This window comes from Duganella aceris, from assembly GCF_011090165.1.
Taxonomy (GTDB): Bacteria; Pseudomonadota; Gammaproteobacteria; order Burkholderiales; family Burkholderiaceae_D; genus Rugamonas; species Rugamonas aceris.
Genome location: NZ_JAADJT010000003.1, coordinates 140,186 through 157,139, shown reverse-complemented (window position 1 = coordinate 157,139; position 16,954 = coordinate 140,186). Strand labels below are relative to the sequence as shown.

At 64.2% G+C, this 16,954-nt stretch carries 18 protein-coding genes; 12 read left to right on the top strand and 6 right to left on the bottom strand.

What is annotated here, in order from left to right:
• The first annotated feature begins 113 nt into the window (after nt 1-113).
• The 5 genes from GW587_RS07920 to GW587_RS07900 are packed head-to-tail and all read left to right on the top strand — an operon-like array spanning nt 114 to nt 4,517.
• On the top strand, nt 114-761 hold the full coding sequence (locus tag GW587_RS07920; protein ID WP_166100781.1) for a PepSY-associated TM helix domain-containing protein: 648 nt from the start codon (nt 114-116) through the stop codon (nt 759-761).
• Between the two features lie 18 nt (nt 762-779).
• Nucleotides 780-1,289, top strand: coding sequence for a DUF2271 domain-containing protein (locus GW587_RS07915; protein WP_166100778.1), 510 nt, complete (start codon nt 780-782; stop codon nt 1,287-1,289).
• A gap of 9 nt (nt 1,290-1,298) precedes the next feature.
• On the top strand, nt 1,299-2,123 hold the full coding sequence (locus GW587_RS07910) for a DUF4198 domain-containing protein (protein ID WP_229259350.1): 825 nt from the start codon (nt 1,299-1,301) through the stop codon (nt 2,121-2,123).
• Between the two features lie 7 nt (nt 2,124-2,130).
• On the top strand, nt 2,131-3,156 hold the full coding sequence (locus tag GW587_RS07905) for an FAD:protein FMN transferase (protein WP_166100775.1): 1,026 nt from the start codon (nt 2,131-2,133) through the stop codon (nt 3,154-3,156).
• Nucleotides 3,153-4,517, top strand: coding sequence for a sulfite reductase subunit alpha (locus tag GW587_RS07900; protein WP_166100772.1), 1,365 nt, complete (start codon nt 3,153-3,155; stop codon nt 4,515-4,517). Before GW587_RS07905 ends, GW587_RS07900 begins: the two co-directional genes overlap by 4 nt.
• Nucleotides 4,518-4,623: 106 nt before the next feature.
• On the opposite strand, the gene GW587_RS07895 is transcribed toward GW587_RS07900, so the two are convergent.
• The 6 genes from GW587_RS07895 to GW587_RS07870 all read right to left on the bottom strand — a co-directional run bounded on the left by GW587_RS07895 (nt 4,624) and on the right by GW587_RS07870 (nt 8,981).
• Nucleotides 4,624-5,916 carry a DUF2325 domain-containing protein gene (locus GW587_RS07895; protein ID WP_166100770.1) on the bottom strand — a complete coding sequence of 431 codons (1,293 nt, stop codon included), beginning with the start codon at nt 5,914-5,916 and terminating at the stop codon, nt 4,624-4,626.
• Between the two features lie 14 nt (nt 5,917-5,930).
• Nucleotides 5,931-6,263, bottom strand: coding sequence for a hypothetical protein (locus tag GW587_RS07890; protein ID WP_166100767.1), 333 nt, complete (start codon nt 6,261-6,263; stop codon nt 5,931-5,933).
• 92 nt (nt 6,264-6,355) lie between these two features.
• Nucleotides 6,356-6,556, bottom strand: a complete 201-nt coding sequence (gene hemP, locus GW587_RS07885; RefSeq protein WP_207393389.1) for a hemin uptake protein HemP — start codon at nt 6,554-6,556, stop codon at nt 6,356-6,358.
• Between the two features lie 155 nt (nt 6,557-6,711).
• Entirely contained in the window at nt 6,712-7,506 is a 795-nt protein-coding gene (locus GW587_RS07880) for a Crp/Fnr family transcriptional regulator (RefSeq protein ID WP_166101571.1), read from the bottom strand.
• Between the two features lie 269 nt (nt 7,507-7,775).
• Nucleotides 7,776-8,420 carry a response regulator gene (locus GW587_RS07875; protein ID WP_090314830.1) on the bottom strand — a complete coding sequence of 215 codons (645 nt, stop codon included), beginning with the start codon at nt 8,418-8,420 and terminating at the stop codon, nt 7,776-7,778.
• 87 nt (nt 8,421-8,507) lie between these two features.
• Nucleotides 8,508-8,981, bottom strand: coding sequence for a universal stress protein (locus tag GW587_RS07870; RefSeq protein ID WP_166100764.1), 474 nt, complete (start codon nt 8,979-8,981; stop codon nt 8,508-8,510).
• A gap of 310 nt (nt 8,982-9,291) precedes the next feature.
• On the opposite strand from GW587_RS07870, the gene GW587_RS07865 reads away from it, so the two are divergent.
• The 7 genes from GW587_RS07865 to asd all read left to right on the top strand — a co-directional run bounded on the left by GW587_RS07865 (nt 9,292) and on the right by asd (nt 16,689).
• Nucleotides 9,292-10,128, top strand: coding sequence for a protein phosphatase CheZ (locus GW587_RS07865; protein ID WP_166100762.1), 837 nt, complete (start codon nt 9,292-9,294; stop codon nt 10,126-10,128).
• On the top strand, nt 10,128-12,026 hold the full coding sequence (locus tag GW587_RS07860) for a chemotaxis protein CheA (protein ID WP_166100760.1): 1,899 nt from the start codon (nt 10,128-10,130) through the stop codon (nt 12,024-12,026). Before GW587_RS07865 ends, GW587_RS07860 begins: the two co-directional genes overlap by 1 nt.
• A gap of 205 nt (nt 12,027-12,231) precedes the next feature.
• The gene (gene leuC, locus GW587_RS07855; protein WP_166100758.1) at nt 12,232-13,635 is read left to right on the top strand and encodes a 3-isopropylmalate dehydratase large subunit; all 1,404 of its coding nucleotides are present in this window, start codon (nt 12,232-12,234) and stop codon (nt 13,633-13,635) included.
• 25 nt (nt 13,636-13,660) lie between these two features.
• Nucleotides 13,661-13,783, top strand: coding sequence for an entericidin A/B family lipoprotein (locus GW587_RS07850; RefSeq protein ID WP_166100755.1), 123 nt, complete (start codon nt 13,661-13,663; stop codon nt 13,781-13,783).
• Between the two features lie 22 nt (nt 13,784-13,805).
• Nucleotides 13,806-14,453 carry a 3-isopropylmalate dehydratase small subunit gene (gene leuD / locus GW587_RS07845; RefSeq protein WP_166100753.1) on the top strand — a complete coding sequence of 216 codons (648 nt, stop codon included), beginning with the start codon at nt 13,806-13,808 and terminating at the stop codon, nt 14,451-14,453.
• A 13-nt stretch (nt 14,454-14,466) separates the two neighbouring features.
• The gene (leuB, locus tag GW587_RS07840; RefSeq protein ID WP_166100750.1) at nt 14,467-15,537 is read left to right on the top strand and encodes a 3-isopropylmalate dehydrogenase; all 1,071 of its coding nucleotides are present in this window, start codon (nt 14,467-14,469) and stop codon (nt 15,535-15,537) included.
• Nucleotides 15,538-15,561: 24 nt separating this feature from the next.
• Nucleotides 15,562-16,689 (top strand): aspartate-semialdehyde dehydrogenase, encoded by a 1,128-nt coding sequence (gene asd, locus GW587_RS07835; RefSeq protein ID WP_166100748.1) that lies wholly within the window; start codon nt 15,562-15,564, stop codon nt 16,687-16,689.
• The last annotated feature ends 265 nt before the right edge of the window (nt 16,690-16,954 follow it).

Here is a 16,954-nt window from a genome sequence, read left to right as displayed (position 1 = left end):
TCTGTGCTTTACATAATAGATACACAAGGGTTGTTGACTTCGCAAATGATAATCATTATCATTTATGTTTGTGCCCGGCTCAAGGGCCCCCGTTTATTCTTGAAGGAAGTCCATTGAGCGTACCGAACGCCAGTTCCGCCCGCAACGCCAGCCGCGCCGTCTGGCTGAAGAATCTGCACCAATGGCATTGGATCAGCTCGGCGCTTTGCCTGCTGGGCATGTTCTTGTTCAGCATCACCGGCATCACCCTGAACCACGCGTCGCAGATCGAGGCCAAGCCGGTCATCACCCGCAAGCTGGCGCAGCTGCCGGCGCCGCTGACCACGCAACTGCGCGACTACGCCGCCGCGCACGACGGCGCCAAGGAGCCGCTGCCGGCCGCCGCCGAGCAATGGCTCGACCAGAACTGGAAAGTGCAGGCCGGCGGCCGCGCGGCCGAATGGTCGGTCGATGAAATCTATCTGCCGCTGGCCAAGGCCGGCGGCGACGCCTGGGTGCGCATCGCGCTGGAGGACGGCGCGGTGGAATTCGAGAACACCGACCGTGGCTGGATCTCCTGGCTCAACGATGTGCACAAGGGCCGCAACACCGGCGCCGCATGGAACTGGTTCATCGACATTTTCGCCGGCGCCTGCCTGCTGTTCTGCATCACCGGATTACTGATTTTGAAGTTCCACGCGGCGAACCGGCCGTTCACCTGGCCGATGGTTGGCTTGGGCATTTTGATTCCCGTTGTAATTGCACTGCTGTTTATCCATTAATCTCACGACAGGTACTCCATGAAATTACGCTACTCCATCGCGCTTAGTCTGCCACTGGCCAGTGCATCGGCCATGGGCGCCGATCTGGCCCTCAAACTCGACGTTCCGCAGCTGAACGTGGCCGAATACCACCGCCCGTACATCGCCGCCTGGCTGGAGAACTCGGATCAGAAAGTGGTGGCCAACCTGGCCGTGTTGTACGACACCAAGAAGAAGGACAACGCCGGCTCCAAGTGGCTCAAGGACATGCGTCAGTGGTGGCGCAAGACCGGCCGCGACGTGGCGATGCCGCTGGACGGCGTCAGCGGCGCGACCAAGGCGCCGGGCGAGGCCACGCTGACCGTCGCCAAGGGCGCGCTGGACAAGCTGCCGGCCGGCCAGTACACGGTGATGGTGGAAGCGGCGCGCGAAGCGGGCGGGCGTGAAGTGGTCAAGGTGCCGCTGCAGTGGCCGCCGAAGTCGGCGCAGAACGTGAGCGGCCAGGGCAAGGAAGAACTGGGCGCCGTGGTTGTACAACTCAAACCGTAAGGCGGAGACATGTTGAAACTGAATAAAACCGTAGTCGCGCTGGCGCTGGCCGGCCTGTCCTTGAGCGCGCAGGCGCACAAGCCGTGGCTGCTGCCGTCGTCGAGCCAGGTCGAAGGCAAGGAAGCCTGGGTCACGGTCGACGCCGCCATCTCCGAAGGCCTGTTCGACATCGACCACCAGCCGCTGAAGTTGGACGGCATCGTCGTCAACGGTCCGGACGGCGGCAAGCTGGAACTGCAAAACGTCAACAACGGCAAGCTGCGCAGCACCTTCGACCTGAAGCTGCCGAAGCCGGGCACCTACAAGATCGAGCTGGTGTCGAAGAGCGTGTTCGGCAGCTACAAGAACAAGGAAGGAGAGACCAAGCGCTTCCGCGGCAGCGAGGAATCGCTGGCCAAGGATGTGCCGGCCGATGCGACCGAGGTGAAATTGTCGCGCATGCAAAGCCGCCTGGAGACTTTCGTCTCGACCGGCGAGCCGGACATGGCGGTGTTCAAGCCGACCGGCGTCGGCCTGGAGATGGTGCCGGTCACCAATCCGACCGAACTGCGCGTTGGTGAAAAGGTCACCTGGCGTTTCCTGTTGGACGGCAAGCCGGCGGCCAACCAGGGCGTCAGCCTGATTCCGGGCGGCGTCAAATATCGCGGCACGCTGGGCGAGATCCGCAAGAACACCGACGCCAAGGGCGAGCTGACGCTGGAACTGCCGGCGGCCGGCATGTACATGGTCAGCAGCAGCTGGCCGGCGGCCACGCCGCCGGTGCCGGGCCAACCGCCGGCGATGGCGCCGCGCCGCGTCAGCTACGCGGCCGTGGTCGAGATCCTGCCGGAATAAGGTCCGCATGCGCCGGGTACTCCTGCCTCATCATATTTCCGAAGACCCGGCGCCGGCAGGCGGTGCGATCCGCGACTACGCGGGCCGCAGCATGGGCACCAGTTGGTCGGTGCGGCTGGTGGCCGCGCCGGACAACGCGTTGCTGGATCTTCAGCAGGGGCTGCAGGCGCAGCTCGATTCCATCGTGGCCGAGATGAGCCACTGGGAAGCCGAGTCCGACCTGGGCCGCTTCAACCGCGCCCCGGCCGGCGGCTGGCAAGTCTTGCCGCCGGCTTTTTTCGATGTGCTGTCGTTCGCGATGGGCGTGGCGCGCGATTCCGTCGGCGCTTATGACCCGTGCGCCGGCGCGCTGGTCAACCTGTGGGGCTTCGGCCCGCACGGGCGTTTCGACCAGCCCGATTTCATTCCCCCTTCCGCACAACGGATCGCCGACGCGCGCGCCCAACTGGCGGCGCAGCCGGTGGTGCTGGAGCCGGGCAGCCGCCGCGCTTTGCAGCCGGGCGGCGTGCAGCTGGATCTGTCGGCCGTGGCCAAGGGCTACAGCGTCGATCGGCTGGCATATTTTCTTAAAACCCAAGGTGTGCGGCATTACGTGGTCGAAGTCGGCGGCGAGTTGCGCGGCGCCGGCGTCAAGCCGGACGGGCAACCGTGGTGGGTGGCGCTGGAGCAGGTCACCGATGCCGATGCCGGCGTCAGCCAGCCCGACGAGCTGGTGCTGGCGCTGCACGGCCTGGCGGTCGCCACCTCGGGCGACTACCGCCGCTATTTCGAGCTGGATGGACGGCGCTACTCGCACACCATCGACCCGCGCAGCGGCATGCCGATCGCCAACGACCTGGCCTCGGTCACCGTGGTGCACGCGCAATGCATGGCGGCCGACGCCTGGTCGACCGCGCTGACCGTGCTGGGCTGCGAGCAAGGCTTGCGCCTGGCCGAGCGGCAGGGACTGGCGGCGCGCTTCGTCGTCCGCGACGCCGACGGCGGTTTCACCGAACACATGAGCACCCATTTACGCGGCATGCTAGACGAATGATCTGGACCAACGACCCCACCCGACTCATGCTGGTGGCCGGCTTCGGCGTGAGTTACGCGCTGGTATGCCTGGCGCCGTACCTGCGCACGCGCCGCAAGCGTCTTGCCGCGCAACGCGCCAAGGCGGAGGCCGCAGCCTCGCCCGGCTGGATCATCGCCTACGCCAGCCAGACCGGCAACGCCGAAGAATTGGCGGGACAAACGCTGGCCACCTTGAAGCTGGCCGGCATCCCGGCGCAACTGAGCGAACTGTCCGAACTGTGCGCCGAGGATCTGCTGCGCGCCGAACGCGTGCTGTTCCTGGTCAGCACCTACGGCGAAGGCGATGCGCCCGACGCGGCGGCCGCCTTTTCGGGCCGGCTGATGACGCAGGGCTTGCCGCTGCCGCAGCTGCACTACGCGGTGCTGGCGCTGGGCGACAGCGCCTATGCGCACTACTGCGGCTTCGGCCGCGCGCTGGATCAGTGGTTGCAGGAGCAGGGCGCGCAAAGCCTGTTTCCGCGCATCGAAGTCAACCGCAGCTCGGCCGAGGCGATCGGGCAATGGCGGCAGCAGCTCAGCCATCTGGCCGGCACCAGCGACGCGCCGGACTGGAGCGCGCCCGCGTTCGACGACTGGCGGCTGGTGGAGCGGGTGCAACTGAATGCCGGCAGCGCCGGCGCGCCGGTCTACCATCTGGAGCTGGAGCCGCTGGACGGCGCGTTGCCGGCCTGGCAATCGGGCGACCTGGTGCAGGTCGCCGCGCCGGCCGACCCGTCGCGCGCGCGCGAATACTCGATCGCCTCGATTCCGGCCGACGGCCGCGTGCATCTGCTGGTGCGGCTGCATACGCATGAGGACGGCAGCCACGGCGTCGCCTCCGGCTGGCTGACGCAACAGGCGGCGGTGGGGCAGGCGGTGCAACTGCGTTTGCGCCAGCACCGACGCTTCCGCCTGGAGGACAACGCGCAGCGTCCGTTGATCCTGATCGGCAACGGCAGCGGCATCGCCGGCCTGCGCGGCCATCTGAAAGCGCGCGCGCTGGCGGGACAGGGCCGCAACTGGCTGCTGTTCGGCGAGCGCAACGCGGCGCACGATTACCACTATCGCGCCGAACTGGATGCGTGGCGGCGCGACGGCATGCTGGAGCAACTCGACATGGTGTTTTCGCGCGACCAGCCTGAGCGGCTGTATGTGCAGACCCGTCTCGCCGAGCAGGCGGAAGCGGTGCGGGCCTGGGTGGCGCAAGGCGCCGCGATCTACATCTGCGGCAGCCTCGACGGCATGGCCGCCGGCGTCGACGAGGCCTTGGCCGCAGCTCTGGGCCGCGAAGCGCTGGACGATCTGGCCGCAGCCGGCCGCTACCGCCGCGACGTCTACTAGCAATTAGGTGTCAGTGCCGACATTCGGACATCGGCGGAACTTTCTGGCGTGCGGAAGTTCCGCCGATGTCCGAATGTCGGCACTGACACCGACACCGGTGGGGGATTTAGTCGGCGCTGGCTTGTTCCAGGCCGCGCGCCAGGCTGCTGATGCTGGGGTTGTCGATGAAGACGCAACGCTTGCCGGTGCGCTTGCAATAGTCCTTCACCCGCCAGTAGGCGCTGTGGCTGATGCAGCCGGTCTGGCAGATCACCAGGTCGGCCGCCGCGAGGCTGGCGTCGAGGCGGTTGGCGTTGTCCTCCAGCCCGCCGTCGTGGTGCGCGAATTGCGCGCCTTCGCGTTCGATCAGCTCGCGATACGTGGCGACGTTGCCGCTGCGGCCGCCCACGCATAGCACCGATCTGTCGTTCAGACGCAACGGCATCTTCATGACGTGCTCGACCACCTGGCGCGTTTCTTCCTGGATCGGCGCCGGCGGTTCGGCGCTGCGCGTTAGTTCCAGCTTGAGCTCGGCGATCTGGTTGCGCATCGCGCGTTCCCGTTCCTCCATCTGCACCAGGCGCTCGGCCAGCTTGGAGCGCGCGTCCAGGCCGGGGATCGATTCTCGCAGTTGCTCCAACTCGGTCTTCAGCGAGTCGATCATGCTGTCCTTGCCGACCGCTTGCGCGCGCAATTGCATCAGCTGCGCGGCGTGTTTTTCGGAGTCGGCGCTTTTCTCCGCCAGTAAGGCGGCGGCGCGCTGCTGCGCCTTGGACAGGTCGTGCGCCAGGCGTTTGTTTTCTTCCAGCGTGGCGTTGAATTTGTTGATGTCGGCGCGCACGCAGGCGCCGGCCTGGTGCTGCACCATGTGCAGGTCGCGGCACATCTGCTCTTCCAGCTCGGAGGTGCAGCGCGGGTGCGTCAGGCCAGCCCAGAAGGCGCCGGCGACGTCGCCGTTGGCGACCGCGATGCGCCACATTTCGCCGACCTGCTCGCTGGTCTTGGCGGCGCGGAAACGCAACAGCACGGCGGCGTAGCGGCGTTCCAGTTCTTTCTGTAGCGCTTCCGACAGGCGGTTGCGGCTGCCGCATTCGGTGACCGCGCCGACGTGCACTTCATAGTCGTCGGCCAGCACCTTGCCGCTGGTGACTTTGTCGACCAGCTTGCGCAGCACGCCCATCGGAATGCCGACCCCGACCAGCGGGCAGTGGCAGGCATGGCCCAGTTCCCACAGCCGGCGCCGGCGCGAGGCGTGCGCTTCCTGTTGCCCGGCCAGCACGCTCATGACGTTGCTGATGACCGGCTTGATGACTTGCTGGGTCGCGGTCTGCTCGGCGGGACGGGTCGGCCCGGCGGTGCCCGCGACCTGCGGCATGGCGGCGGCGATGATCGCCGCCAGTGGATCGTGTTTCTCGCACATGGGGGACGCTCCGCTTAGGCTGTGGCTGGAGCGGTACGGGCCCGCGCCATGATGCGGCTGAGGAAATTGGTCTTTTCCTGTTCGTGCATATTGCGCTCGACCACGCCGGCCCATTGCTCGGACAGTTGCTGGCAGGTGGCGCTCAGCACCGGCGCCAGATCGGGCAGGCTGGCCAGCGCTTTCAGGTGGCGTTCGATGACCGATGCCAGCTTCACACAGCCGCTGGCGTCGTCGTTGCCGGCCATGTAGTGCGACATCAGGTGCAGCACTGCGGACAGCATCAGTTCTGGATTGTGTCCGCCGTGGGTCGGGGCGAGAAAAATCGGATTGCTACGGTCTATGGCCATCAGACGCTCCTGATTGAAGAGTGGAGAGGGTGGCTGGCGGTTTGGCTGGCTGCTCAGGGGAGTGGGCGCGGCGGCGCCCTTTTAACGCACAGTTAAGCGGTGAGAATCAGCTTGTTCAGCTGGGTGATGCGCAGGCGGTAGATCCGGCCCGCATGTTCGATTTCGAGCTCGCGGCCGGACTCCATCAGGCCGGCGGTGGTGACGCGCTTGACCGGAACGATGGCCTGCATCGACGCGGTGTGGGCTGGACGGGCGCTGATGGCCGGCGGCGTGGCGGGGACGGTCGTGGTCATGGTCGTTTTCTCCTTAAATAAGAATGATTCGTATTTGCATTCATTATTGTGGATGCAAGGGCGGAATGCAAGCGTTATTTGATACGTAATGATCAGGAGAACGAAAAAAAGGCCCGGCGGAAGACCGGGCCCAAGGCTGGGTTATACAAAGCGGTTTACAGTGCGGCCAGCAATTGGGCCGGGGCGATGGTTTCGCCCTTGGTCTTGGCGGTCGCCTGCTGCTTGGCGCGGGTGCGCGACGGCGGCAGCCGGCGCAGCGTTTTCAGCGCCTCCGCATCCTTGATGCCGATGGTGCGCTGGTCCACGCTGATCAGACCGATCTCGTTGAAGGCCGACAAGGTGCGGCTGACGGTTTCCAGCGTCAACCCCAGATAGCTGCCGATTTCGTGGCGCGTCATGCGCAGGTTGAACAGCTTGCTCGAATAGCCCATCTGGGAGAAGCGCTCGGCCAGCGCCACCAGGAAGCGCGCCACCCGCGCCTCGGCGCTGAGCGCGCCCAGCATGCCGATCATCGCCTGTTCCCGCACCAGCTCGCGGCTCATGACGCCGTACATCATGTTTTCCAGCTCCAGGTGGACGCGGCCGAGCGCGGTCAGCTTCTTGAACGGCAGCAGGATCAGGTCGCAGTCGGACAACGCCACCGCCTCCGACGAGTAGTGGCGGGTGTGGATGCCGTCGACGCCCAGCATGTCGCCCTTCATCGGGAAGCTGAGCACCTGCTCGTTGCCGAACTCGTCGATCAGCACCGTCTTGAGGAAGCCGGAGTTGACGATGTATAAGGTGTCGAACGGTTGGCCGATGGTGTGGATGCGCTGGCCGGTCTTGAACTGCACGTGCTGGAACAGCAATTCCTCGGTGGTCACCGAACAGGCGGCCGGGATGTGCAGCAGATCGCAGACCTCTTTCAGGTTCGACCACAGCCGCCCCTGACGCTGGCGGCCGGCTTCCATCGACGATGACTGCATGGTCGCCGTCGTGGATGGACGAATTTCAGACGTTTGCGTGGACAGCATAATCATCTCCTGTAGACAGGTATTGCTATTCGTAGGGTCGGTACTGGTGCCGTGCGGAATCCTGCTGCGAATGCTGTAGCCATGCAGCATGAATCGATGGTTTCAGTATGCCAACAGGAGGGGGAGATAGATATCAGCAATAGCTGAATATGGACGTAGGAGCCAGCGCAGCATTGTAGGAATCTTCCTACTGCCCAGTCTGGTCCTCAGGTTTTAAACGGGGATAACAGCCGATGGGCGACGGCATATTGCACCATCTCCGAGAGGGAATTCATGCCCATCTTCTGCATGATGCGGGTTTTGTGGGTGCTGACGGTTTTGACGCTGAGGTGCAGGCTGTTGGCGATCTCGGTGATCGACTTGCCGGCGACCAACAGCGAAAACACTTCGAACTCGCGGTCCGACAGCTGTTTATGCAACAAACTCTCGTTCGGCATCATGATGTTCAGCGCCAGCTGCTCCGCCACCTCGGTGCTGATGTACGGGCGGCCCGAGGCCACCTTGCGGATCGCGCCTACCAGCTGGGTGCCGGCGCTTTCCTTGGTCAGGTAGCCCTGGGCGCCGGCGCGGATGGCGCGCACCGCGTACTGCTCCTCCTCGTGCATGGTGAGGATCAGGATCGCCAGCTTGGGCGCCTCGGCCTTGATCTGGCGAATCAGGTCGACGCCGCTGCGGCCGGGCATCGACAAGTCCAGCAACAGCAGGTCGAAGCCGCCCTGGCGCACGTGGCCGAGCACCTCGAAGCCGTCGATGGCCTCGCCTACGATGTCGATGTCCGGGGCGCCGTCGAGTATGCGCTTGAGACCCTCACGCATGATGGTGTGGTCGTCCGCGATGACTATACGAATCATAGGAAGGGGCTGCTATCGAAAGTGATTAAGAGTAAAAGGTGTTGCGTTTGAATCAACCCGCGAATGTTACTATAAAAAGTATGAAACTTACTTTTTATTTGCGGTTGGCTCTTTGATCAGGCGGTGCACCAGCACCGGTATCCTGGAATGGGACAGCACCTTGTTGGTTACACTGCCCAGCAAGAGTTGGCCCCAGCCGCTGCGTCCGTGCGAGCCCATGAAGATCAGGTCGCAGCCGTTGCTCTGCGCCACATCGACGATTTTCAGCGCCGCGCTTTCGGCGAACGCGGTCATGGTTTCGCAGCGCACGCCGCGCCGGGCGCAGGAGTCGACCACGTCCTGGGTGTGCTCGGCGCCGGCGCGCCGCATGGCGGCGCGGTATTCGTCCTCGCTGGGATAGCTGGGGGGAATGATCTCGACGTAGATCGGGTACTGGTACTCGGGCGCCACGAACAGCGCCAGCACCTCGGCGCCGAGCTGCTCGGCGAAGGTGACGCCGGCGCAGGCGGTTTTGCTGGAGACGGCGGAACCGTCGGTCGTGATCAAGATTTTGCTATACATGGTCAATCTCCTTTTCAAACCCCGCGTCACGGTTTCATTGTAGTCGCGATTTACATTATTGTTAGTATGGAAAGACTTGATGTTTATCAAATAAAACAGCTTTATACTGTGGCCAGAGTGTGTACATTTCGACTTCGCGCCGGGTTTTTTTTGCATTCAGGCACTACTTTTGTGTCTCAGGCGTACTTTGGCGATCTATCCAATGTTAGTATCTGCAAATACGATAGAACAGTAAACTTGCTGGCGAAGCGCGTCCCATCGCCGGCTGGTTTAGGCAGCAATTTTGACAAATTATGGAGAAGCAGGAATTATGACTAACGCCGCTGATGATTTCGACGCATTATTTGAAGAAGTGTCTGCTCAGAGCAAGACCGCAGCGTCCGCTCCAGCGCCTGCCCCAGCACCGGCCGCCGCTGCGGAAGATGACCTGGAAAGCCTGTTTGATCAAGTAGCGTCGGCCCGTCCCGCCGCCGCCGCACCGGCCCCGGCCCCGGCGCCCGCTCCGGCCGCCGCAGCCGCCGCCGAGCCGGCCGAAGGCGAAGAGGGCGGCGACAAGCCGATGTTCGAGCGCTTGGGCGGCATCGTGCGCCTGTTGCACGATTCGCTGCGCGAACTCGGCTACGACAAGGCGCTGACCGAGGCCTCGACCCAGATCAACGACGCCCAGGACCGCCTGGAATACGTCGCCACGCTGACCGAACAGGCCGCCAACAAGGTGCTCAACACGCTGGACGAAGGCATGCCGGCCCAGGACGTGTTGTCGAAACAATCGAAGGACATGGAAACCCGCTGGGCCGAGCTGTTCGCCGGCAAGCTGAGCCTGGACCAGTTCAAGCAACTGGCCGGCGACTCGCAGGCCTTCGCGGTCGCGGTGTCGGCCGCCACCGAGTCGGAAAAGGCCCGCTTGCTGGAAATCATGATGGCCCAGGATTTCCAGGACATCACCGGCCAGCTGATCAAAAAAGTGGTGAACATCACCAAGACCGTCGAGCACGAACTGGCGGAGCTGTTGCGCGACAACGCGCCGCCGGCGGTGCGCGAGAAGATTGCACAAAAAGAAGTGTCCCTGATGTCCGGCCCATCGGCTCCAGCCGTGGCGTTGAACCAGGACAATGTCGACGACCTGCTTGCTGATCTGGGATTCTAATGGACGATATGCTCAAGGATTTCGTCGTCGAGGCGATGGATCTTGCGGTCAATGTGGAAGAGCATCTGCTGCGGCTCGAACGCGACCCGGACAATAAGGAAACACTGAACGCCGTCTTCCGCTCCTTCCATACGATCAAGGGCGGCGCCGGTTTCATGGGCCTGCCGGCGATGGTCACCGCCTGCCACCTGACCGAGAACCTGTTCGACGCGCTGCGCACCGGCGCCGCGCCGGTCACGCCGCTGGCGATCGAGGCGGCGCTGCAAGCGTCGGGCTTCGTCGCCGACCAACTCGCCGAATTGAGCAACGGCGCCGAGCCGGACAGCCTGCCGGCGCTGCCGAAGGACCTGGAGGTCCTGCTGACCGACGCCATCGAAGGCAAGACCCAGGCGGCGCCGGCCAAGCCGGCCGCCGCCGCCCCGGTAGCGGCCCCGGCGCCGGTCGCCGCCCCGGTCGCGGTCGCCGCCGTGGCCGCGCCATCCGCCGCCCCGTCCGCAGGCGGCCTGGATTGGGAAGGCATGTATGAGGCCGTAATGCCGGCCGGCAGCTACACCCGCCCTGCGGTGGCTGCGGTCGCCGCGCCGGTGGCCGCCCCGTCGGCGCCGATTCCGGCCGCCGAACTCGCGGCCGTGGCCGCCGCCGTGCAGGTCGCGCCGGCGACCCGCGTGCGCGAGCCCAGCGAAAAGCGCGAAGAGCGTCCGCACGCCGCGCCGGCCAAGGAAGAATCGATCCGCGTCGACGCCGTCAAGCTCGACGCGCTGCTGGAAGTGGCCGGCGAATCGGTGCAGGCCGCCAACCAGGCCGCCGTGTTGCTGGAACGCTTGCTGCAATTCAAATTCGAGGGCCAGGCCCAGACGCTGATGGCGACGCTGGCGGAAACGCTGGAACGCGCCTCGCGCTACTCCACCGAACTGCAGCGCGCCACGCTGGCGACCCGCATGCAGCCGGTCGGCCGCCTGTTCCAGAAATTCCCGCGCCTGGTGCGCGAGCTGGCCAAGGACTTGGGCAAGGACGTCGAACTGACCATCGAAGGCGCGGAGACCGAAGTCGACCGCGTGGTGGTGGACAGCCTGTACGATCCGCTGGTGCACATGCTGCGCAACTCGCTGGACCACGGCGTCGAATCGCCGGAGGACCGCCTGGCCGCCGGCAAGCCCGCCAAATCCTACATCTCGCTGAAAGCGTGGCAGGAAGCCAACAGCGTCATGATCGTGCTGCAGGACGACGGCAAGGGCATGGATCCGGTGGTGCTGCGCGCCAAGGCCCAGCAAAAGGGCCTGATCAGCGAATCGGCCAACCTGAGCAACGACGAATGCTTCCAGCTGGTATTCTTGCCGGGTTTCTCGACCAAGGAAGTGGCGTCCAGCGTCTCCGGACGCGGCGTCGGCATGGACGTGGTCAAGACCGCCGTCGAGAAGAACCGTGGCGCCATCCATATCGAATCGTCGCTGGGCAAGGGCACCAAGTTCGCCATCCGCCTGCCGATCGAGTTGTCGATCGTGCCGACCATGCTGGTCTCGACCTCGGGCGCCGCGCTGGCGCTGCCGATGGCCGTGGTGCAGCGCGTGGTCGAGCTGCCGGAAGTGTTCATGGAAGTCGGCGGCGCGCCGGTGCTGAAGGACCAGGGCCGCCCGCTGCCGGTGCGTTCGCTGGCCGACTCGCTGGGCTACGAGAGCTGCCGCGAGAAGGTGGGCATTGTTGTCGCCGCGCCACAACCGTACATCCTGGCGGTGGAAGCGGTCGACGGCACCGCCGACCTGGTGATCAAACCGATGACCGCGATTACCGTCGAGGGCATCACCGGCACCGCCCGTTCCGCCGAAGGCGAACTGGTGCTAGTGGTGGGCCTATCCTTCCTAATGGACGGATGTCGAGGTAGTGTACGCATGGCGGCCTAGTCGAAAAGACAAGGCCAGTAAGCCCAAAAGCCTGCGTCCACGCAGGCTTTTTTTTCACCGTTTTTAAAGGAGTCATTCTGGTTGCAACGACGCGCGGAACCGCGCCGGCTCACGAGGCCGGGGCGGCGGCGGCCGCGGTCGGCTTGCACACTATGGCATAATCGAAGTGGATCACTCACACAAGCAGTAGCTGGAAGCACACATCATGATGAAGACGCTCTACGACAAACTCTGGGAATCCCACGTGGTCAAGGCCGAGGAAGACGGCACCACCATCCTGTACATCGACCGCCACCTGGTGCACGAAGTGACCAGCCCGCAGGCTTTCGACGGCCTGCGCGCCGCCGGCCGCCAGCCGTGGCGCATCTCGGCCAACCTGGCGGTGGCCGACCACAACGTGCCGACCACCTCGCGCGCCGAGGGCATCGCCGATCCGGTCTCGCGCCTGCAGGTCGAGACGCTGGACAACAACGCCAAGGCCTACGGCCTGACGTATTTCAACATGAACGACAAGCGCCAGGGCATCGTCCACGTGATCGGGCCGGAGCAGGGCGCGACCCTGCCGGGCATGACCGTGGTCTGCGGCGACTCGCACACCTCGACCCACGGCGCCTTCGGCGCGCTGGCGCACGGCATCGGCACCTCGGAAGTCGAGCACGTGCTGGCGACCCAGACGCTGCTGCAAAAGAAATCCAAGGCGATGCTGGTGCAGGTCGACGGCGCGCTGCCGGCCGGCGTCACCGCCAAGGACGTGGTGCTGGCCATCATCGGCAAGATCGGCACCGCCGGCGGCACCGGCTACTGTATCGAGTTCGGCGGTTCGACCATCCGCGCGCTGTCGATGGAAGGCCGGATGACGGTGTGTAACATGGCGATCGAGGCGGGCGCGCGCGCCGGCATCATCGGCGTCGACGACACCACCATCACCTACGTCAAGGGCCGGCCGTTTTCGCCGGCCGGTCCGCACTGGGACCGCGCGGTCGAGTACTGGCGCACGCTGCATTCCGACGCCGGCGCGAAATTCGACCTGGTGGTCACGCTCAACGCGGCCGAGATCAAGCCGCAGGTGACCTGGGGCACCTCGCCGGAAATGGTGACCGCGATCGACGGCCGGGTGCCGGATCCGGACCTGGAAAAAGACAGCGTCAAACGCGACGCGATGGAAAAGGCGCTGGTCTACATGAACCTGAAGCCGAACACCGCGATCGCGGACATCCGCATCGACAAGGTGTTCATCGGTTCCTGCACCAACTCGCGCATCGAGGACTTGCGCGCCGCCGCCGACGTGGTGCGCGGCAAGCACCGCGCCTCCAACGTCAAGTTGGCGATGGTGGTGCCGGGCTCGGGCCTGGTCAAGGACCAGGCGGAACGCGAAGGGCTGGACCGCATTTTCAAGGATGCCGGCTTCGAGTGGCGCGAACCGGGCTGCTCGATGTGCCTGGCGATGAACGCCGACCGCCTGGAACCGGGCGAGCGCTGCGCCTCCACCTCCAACCGTAATTTTGAAGGACGCCAAGGACAAGGCGGACGCACCCATCTGGTGTCTCCCGCGATGGCCGCGGCAGCCGGTATCGCCGGCCACTTCGTCGACGTACGCGCTTTGCGCTGATCTCAATCATCCTCCGAGACCTATCATGAAAAAACTGATCGCACTGAGCATCCTCGCCTTCGTACTGACCGGCTGCAACACCATCGCCGGCATGGGCAAGGATGTGCAGAAAGCCGGCCAGGCGGTGCAGGGCGCCGCCGGCCATTGATACCCGACTTTTATAAAGCATTATGGATAAATTTACGATCTACGAAGGACTGGTGGCCCCGCTCGACCGCGCCAATGTCGACACCGACGCCATCATTCCGAAGCAATTCCTGAAGTCCATCCACCGCACCGGCTTCGGCCCGAACCTGTTCGACGAATGGCGCTACCTGGACCACGGCGAACCCGGCATGGACAACAGCCGCCGTCCGCTGAACCCGGACTTCGTGCTGAACGAAGCGCGCTATCAAGGCGCCTCGATCCTGCTGACCCGCAAGAACTTCGGCTGCGGCTCGTCGCGCGAGCACGCGCCGTGGGCGCTGGACCAGTACGGCTTCCGCGCCATCATCGCGCCGTCGTTCGCCGACATCTTCTTCAACAACTGCTACAAGAGCGGCTTGCTGCCGATCGTCATTCCCGAAGCGCAGATCGATCATCTGTTCAATGAAGTCAAGGCCTTCCCCGGTTACCGTCTGGTGGTCGACCTTGAACAGCAGCGCATTTCCACCAGTAACGGCAGCGTCTCCTATCCCTTCGAGATCGACGCCTTCCGCAAATATTGCCTGATGAACGGGCTCGACGATATCGGCCTGACGCTGCGTCACGCCGACGTTATCCGCGACTTCGAAGAGCGTCATCTGGCAAGCCAGCCCTGGCTGGCCAACGTCATCTAACAGATCGAATTCTATGAAAATTGCTATCCTCCCGGGCGACGGTATCGGCCCGGAAATCGTCGCACAAGCCGTCAAGGTATTGAACGTGCTGGGCGAAAAGTTTGAGCTGGAAACCGCGCCGGTCGGCGGCGCCGGCTACGCCGCCCACGGCCATCCGCTGCCGGAAGGCACGCTGGCGCTGGCCAAGGCCGCCGACGCGGTGCTGTTCGGCGCCGTCGGCGACTACCAGTACGACAAGCTGGATCGTCCGCTGCGTCCGGAGCAGGCCATCCTCGGCCTGCGCAAGAACCTGGGCCTGTTCGCCAACCTGCGGCCGGCGATCCTGTATCCGGAACTGGCCGGCGCCTCGACGCTGAAGCCGGAAGTGGTGTCCGGACTGGACATCCTGATCATCCGCGAACTGACCGGCGACATTTATTTCGGCCAGCCGCGCGGCGTGCGCGAATGCCCGGACGGTCCGTTCAAGGGCCAGCGCGAAGGCTTCGACACGATGCGCTATGCGGAAGGCGAAATCCGCCGCATCGCCCATGTGGCGTTCCAGGCGGCGCAGAAGCGCGACAAGCGCCTGACCAGCGTCGACAAGGCCAATGTGCTGGAGACCTTCCAGTTCTGGAAGGACATCGTCACCGACGTGCACAAGGAATATCCGGACGTGGCGCTGGAGCACATGTATGTCGACAACGCCGCGATGCAGCTGGTGCGCGCGCCGAAAAAGTTCGACGTCATCGTCACCGGCAATATGTTCGGCGACATCCTGAGCGACGCGGCGGCGATGCTGACCGGGTCGATCGGCATGCTGCCGTCGGCTTCGCTTGACGCCAACAACAAGGGCTTGTACGAGCCGTCGCACGGTTCGGCGCCGGACATCGCCGGCAAGGGCATCGCCAATCCGCTGGCGACGATCCTGTCGGCCGCGATGATGCTGCGCTTCTCGCTGAACAAGGCGGAACAGGCCGACCGCATCGAGACCGCCGTCAAGCAGGTGCTGGCCCAGGGCCTGCGCACCGCCGACATCTACGAGGCCGGCACCACCAAGGTGGGCACGGAAGAGATGGGCAACGCTGTGGTCAAAGCGCTCGCATAAAAATTTTAGACAAGGAAGAGCAACATGAAATTAGTAGGCTTGGTAGGTTGGCGCGGTATGGTCGGTTCGGTCCTGATGCAGCGCATGCAGGAAGAGGGCGATTTCGCCCACATCGAACCGGTGTTCTTCACCACCTCGAATCCGGGCGGCAACGCGCCGGCGATGGCTAAGAACGAAACCAAACTGAAAAGCGCGACCGACATCGACGAACTGAAAAAGTGCGAGATCATCATCTCGTGCCAGGGCGGCGACTACACCACCGAAGTGTTCCCTAAACTGCGCGCCGCAGGCTGGAACGGCTACTGGATCGACGCCGCGTCGACGCTGCGCATGGAAAAAGACGCCGTCATCGTGCTGGACCCGGTCAACCTGAACGTCATCAAGGACGCGCTGGGCAAGGGCGTGAAGAACTACATCGGCGGCAACTGCACCGTGTCGTGCATGCTGATGGGCCTGGGCGGCTTGTTCCAGCACAACCTGGTCGAGTGGATGACCTCGATGACGTACCAGGCGGCATCGGGCGGCGGCGCGCAGCACATGCGCGAGCTGCTGACCCAGTTCGGCACCATCAACAGCTCGGTCAAGCATTTGCTGGACGATCCGGCCTCGGCCATCCTGGAAATCGACCGCCAGGTGCTGGCGACCCAGCACGGCCTTTCCGCCGAAGAGACCAAGCAGTTCGGCGCGCCGCTGGCCGGCAACCTGATCCCGTGGATCGACAAGGACCTGGGCAACGGCCAGTCGAAGGAAGAGTGGAAGGGCGGCGCCGAGACCAACAAGATCCTCGGCCTGGGCGCGGACTTCGGTTCCAAAGCCATCCCGGTCGACGGCCTGTGCGTGCGCATCGGCGCGATGCGCAGCCATTCGCAGGCGCTGACCATCAAGCTGAAAAAAGATGTGCCGATCGACGAGATCCACGACATCATCGCCGCCAACAACCAGTGGGTGAAGGTCATCCCGAACACCCGCGAAGCGTCGGTGACCGGCCTGTCGCCGGCCGCCGCCACCGGCAGCCTGTCGATCCCGGTCGGCCGCCTGCGCAAGATGAGCATGGGTGACGATTACCTGTCCGCCTTCACCGTCGGCGACCAGTTGCTGTGGGGCGCGGCCGAACCGCTGCGCCGCATGCTGCGCATCGTGCTGGACGCGTAACCCGCACAGCGACAAAAGGGTCGGACCCCGTACGGGGTCCGACCCTACGACTGATCGGCCTGCAATTGTTACAGCAGAAGGGGTTTTCTCTATGTGCTCTCATAGGGAAAACCCCTTTTTTTGGTTTAAAGTAGGCATAGACGTTACACATGTTCATGTATCACTAGAGAAACACCGTGCAAAGCTTGCATGCTCCTGTGCATGATGATATGTTGGTATATCTGGGAAAGTAACATTTTCCCTCTGACAACCTACTGCCGCCCAC